This window comes from Desulfofundulus sp., from assembly GCF_049701015.1.
Lineage (GTDB): Bacteria > Bacillota > Desulfotomaculia > Desulfotomaculales > Desulfovirgulaceae > Desulfofundulus.
Window position 1 is genome coordinate 1 of sequence record NZ_JBNATZ010000240.1, and the last position, 3,749, is coordinate 3,749.

The following is a 3,749-nucleotide window of genomic DNA, read 5'->3' on the forward strand; positions in this document are numbered from 1 at the left end:
ACGCACGAATGTAATGGTGATGAAGGGGAAGAGTAGGTCCTCCTGACCCCATCCCCAGAGAGGGGATGCCTCGGCTGAAAGCGTCCCTGGATGGGAAGGGCTGAAAACCACCCTGGAGCTGCCCTGCCGAATACCATGCTGCGCGGTTAGTAAGCGGGGCCGGTGGGTGCCGTTACCACCCTGGAGGCGGGCTGGCCGTTCTTTACAATGCGGCCGCCAAGCAGGGTGGAACCGCGGGTAATTCGTCCCTGAGAGAGGGGCGTTTTTTATTTTGCCATGTAGCTATGTATATGTAGCTATGTAAAGGAAGGGGTACTGTTATGGTCAAGGTAACATTGAAGGATGGTTCCGTGCGGGAGTATGAACCCGGTACGCCTTTAAGCCGGATAGCGCAGGACATCAGTCCGCGTCTGGGCAGGGAAGCCCTGGTGGCATCTGTGGACGGGCGGCTGGTGGACTTGAACGCGCCTTTGTACAGGGATGCCGTTGTTGAATTCCACACTTTTGAAGATGAGCCGGGGCGGGACACTTTCCGTCACAGCGCCGCCCATGTCATGGCCCAGGCCGTGAAGCGGCTTTTCCCGGAAGTCAAACTGGCCATAGGTCCTGCCATTGCCGAAGGGTTTTACTATGACTTTGATGCGGAAAAACCCTTTACACCTGCGGACCTGGAAAGAATTGAAAAGGAAATGCAGACTATTGTCCAGGCAGATCTCCCTTTTAAACGGTTTGAAGTATCCCGCGAGGAGGCACTGGAGCGTTTTTCGGCCGCCGGGGAAAAGTACAAGGTGGAGCTTATCAATGAGCTGCCGGAGGATGCGGTAATTTCCTGTTACCAGCAGGGTGAATTCGTGGACCTGTGTGCCGGCCCCCACATTCCTTCCACCGGCAGGCTGAAAGCCTTCAAGCTTACTTCCGTGGCCGGGGCTTACTGGCGGGGCGACGAAAGAAATAAGATGCTCCAGCGCATCTACGGTACCGCTTTCCCTAAAAAATCCCAGCTTGAAGAATACCTCTTCCGGATTGAAGAGGCCAAACGCCGGGATCACCGGAAGCTGGGTGCGGAGCTGGACCTGTTCAGCATTCAGGAGGAAGGGCCGGGCTTCCCCTTTTTCCACCCCAGGGGCATGGTCCTGCGCAACCAGCTGGAACAATTCTGGCGGGAAGAGCACTACAAGCGGGGCTACCAGGAAATCCGCACGCCGATTATCTTAAACCGGTCCCTGTGGGAAAGGTCGGGGCACTGGGAGCACTACCGGGAAAACATGTACTTCACCTGCATTGATGACGTGGAATACGCCATCAAGCCCATGAACTGCCCGGGCGGCATCCTGGTGTACAAGAGCCGCCTGCACAGCTACCGGGAACTGCCCATACGCCTGGCGGAACTGGGCCTGGTGCACCGCCACGAGCTTTCCGGGGTGCTCCACGGGCTCATGCGGGTGCGCTGCTTTACCCAGGACGACGCCCACATCTTCATGCTGCCCTCCCAGATCCGGGAAGAGATCATCGGGGTCATTGACCTGGTGGATTATTTCTACGGCATCTTTGGTTTCAACTATAAGGTGGAGCTTTCCACCCGTCCCGAAAAGTCCATGGGCTCGGACGAAATCTGGGAGATAGCTACCACCGCCTTAGAGGAGGCCTTGAAGGCCAGGGGGATGAAGTATAAAGTAAATGAAGGGGACGGGGCCTTTTACGGGCCGAAGATTGACTTCCATCTGGAGGATTGTCTGGGGCGCACCTGGCAGTGCGGCACCATTCAGCTGGATTTCCTCATGCCCGAGAAGTTTGACCTCACCTATGTGGGCGAGGACGGCCAGAAGCACCGCCCCGTGATGATCCACCGGGTGGTGTTCGGCAGCATTGAACGTTTTATCGGCATCCTGACCGAGCATTTTGCCGGCGCTTTTCCCACCTGGCTGGCCCCGGTCCAGGTCAGGGTTCTGCCCATTGCCGACCGCCATGCCAGCTACGCCCTTCAGGTGGTGGAGCGGCTGGAAAAGGAAAACATCAGGGTAGAGCTGGACGCCCGCAATGAAAAGGTGAATTACAAAATCCGCGAGGCCCAGGCACAAAAAATACCCTATATGCTGGTGGTGGGTGACAGGGAGGCCCGGGAAGGTACTGTGGCGGTTCGCCAGCGCAGTCGGGGCGACGAGGGGACCCAGCCCCTGGAGGAATTTGTCGCCCGCATTCTGGAGGAAATTCGTACTAAAGCTATTGGTTAGGAAAGTATGAAGGGGTGGGTTGTTTGGGTTGTTTCCAGGCCCCTTGACGGGGAACTTGGAACCATGCTATAATTGCAAGGATAAAACTACCTGTAAGAAGAAGCCATCCGCTTCTCACCCCATGACGCCCGGCTGGGGCTGTCTCAGGGTTTTTGTTCAGTGTTCTTCTCGGTTTTTAAGCGGGTGGAATGTGCCCGTTTTTATTTTTTATCAAATTCAGGAGGTGCATAAATATTACCAAAAATTTCCGGGTAAATGAGGAAATTCGGGCCAGGGAAGTAAGGGTGGTCGACGCTTCGGGTAACCAGCTGGGGATTATGCCCGTGCGGGAAGCCCTGAGGCTGGCAGAGGAAAGACAGCTGGACCTGGTGGAAATTGCCCCCCAGGCCAAACCTCCGGTTTGCCGGCTTATGGATTATGGTAAGTATAAGTACGAACAGAGCAAGCGGGAAAAAGAGGCCAGGAAAAGGCAGCGTATCGTAAATATCAAAGAAGTCAAGCTCCGGCCGAGTATCGAAGAACACGACTTTCAGGTCAAGTCCAGGAATGCGGCCCGCTTTTTAAAAGAGGGTGACAAGGTCAAAGTTACGATTATGTTCCGCGGCCGGGAGATCATGCATACCCAGCTCGGACACCAGCTTTTATTGCGCCTGGCTGAACAGGTTAAGGACTTATCCATAATTGAAAGACAACCCAAGCTGGAAGGTAAGAATATGGTTATGATCCTGGCCCCGCGACAGGATGTGAAACCGGAAAATAAACAGGAAAGCAAGCAGGAAATAAAAGAACAGGAAATTCAGCAGGAAATTTATCAGGAATAGAAAGGAGTGCCTCTCTTGCCCAAAATCAAAACTCATCGTGGTGCAGCCAAACGGTTTAAGAAGACCGGTACCGGCAAAGTAAAACGCATGCATGCTTTTCACAGCCACCTGCTGGGGAAAAAGAGTGCCCGGCGCAAGCGCCGGCTGGCTCAGGCTGGCCTGGTCAGTGCCGCGGATATGAAGAGACTGAAGAGGCTGCTCCCTTACTAAGTCCCAAGAATTCTTGAGGAGGAGATGGAAATGCCACGCGCCAAAAGCAGTGTGGTATCTCGCAGGAGACACAAAAAGATTCTCAAACTGGCCCGGGGGTACCGGGGGGCAAAAAGCAAGCTTTACCGGATAGCCCGGCAGCAGGTCATGAAATCGCTTGCTTATGCCTACCGCGACAGGCGGGCCAGGAAGCGGGATTTCCGCAAACTGTGGATTGCCCGTATCAACGCCGCCGCCCGGATGAATGGTATCACCTACAGCCGTCTGATGAACGGACTGCGCAAGGCCGGGGTGGAAATCAACCGCAAAATGCTGGCCGACCTGGCCGTTAATGACGCCCGGGCTTTTGGCCAGCTGGTGGAAGTGGCCAAATCCAAGGCGGGTTCTTAAGTTAAAGTACAGCGTATTTTAAAACCCAAACGTAAAAAACTAAGCATGGTTATAACCATGCTCTTAGTTTTTTGTGGACTTTTTGCCAGCACTTATC

Annotated in this window: 4 protein-coding genes and 1 other annotated feature; all 4 genes read left to right on the plus strand. The window is 54.5% G+C overall.

All coding sequences use genetic code 11. From position 1 onward, the window contains the following. The first annotated feature begins 10 nt into the window (after positions 1-10). Positions 11-253: a binding site (T-box leader), on the plus strand. 67 nt (positions 254-320) lie between these two features. The 4 genes from thrS to rplT all read left to right on the plus strand — a co-directional run bounded on the left by thrS (position 321) and on the right by rplT (position 3,652). Beyond that, positions 321-2,231 (plus strand): threonine--tRNA ligase, encoded by a 1,911-nt coding sequence (thrS, locus tag ACPLUI_RS12375; RefSeq protein ID WP_424660563.1) that lies wholly within the window; start codon positions 321-323, stop codon positions 2,229-2,231. Positions 2,232-2,419: 188 nt separating this feature from the next. Further along, positions 2,420-3,052, plus strand: a complete 633-nt coding sequence (gene infC / locus ACPLUI_RS12380) for a translation initiation factor IF-3 (protein ID WP_424660564.1) — start codon at positions 2,420-2,422, stop codon at positions 3,050-3,052. A gap of 15 nt (positions 3,053-3,067) precedes the next feature. Then, entirely contained in the window at positions 3,068-3,262 is a 195-nt protein-coding gene (gene rpmI, locus ACPLUI_RS12385) for a 50S ribosomal protein L35 (RefSeq protein WP_424660565.1), read from the plus strand. A 30-nt stretch (positions 3,263-3,292) separates the two neighbouring features. Further along, positions 3,293-3,652 carry a 50S ribosomal protein L20 gene (gene rplT, locus ACPLUI_RS12390; protein ID WP_424660566.1) on the plus strand — a complete coding sequence of 120 codons (360 nt, stop codon included), beginning with the start codon at positions 3,293-3,295 and terminating at the stop codon, positions 3,650-3,652. Positions 3,653-3,749: the final 97 nt, after the last annotated feature.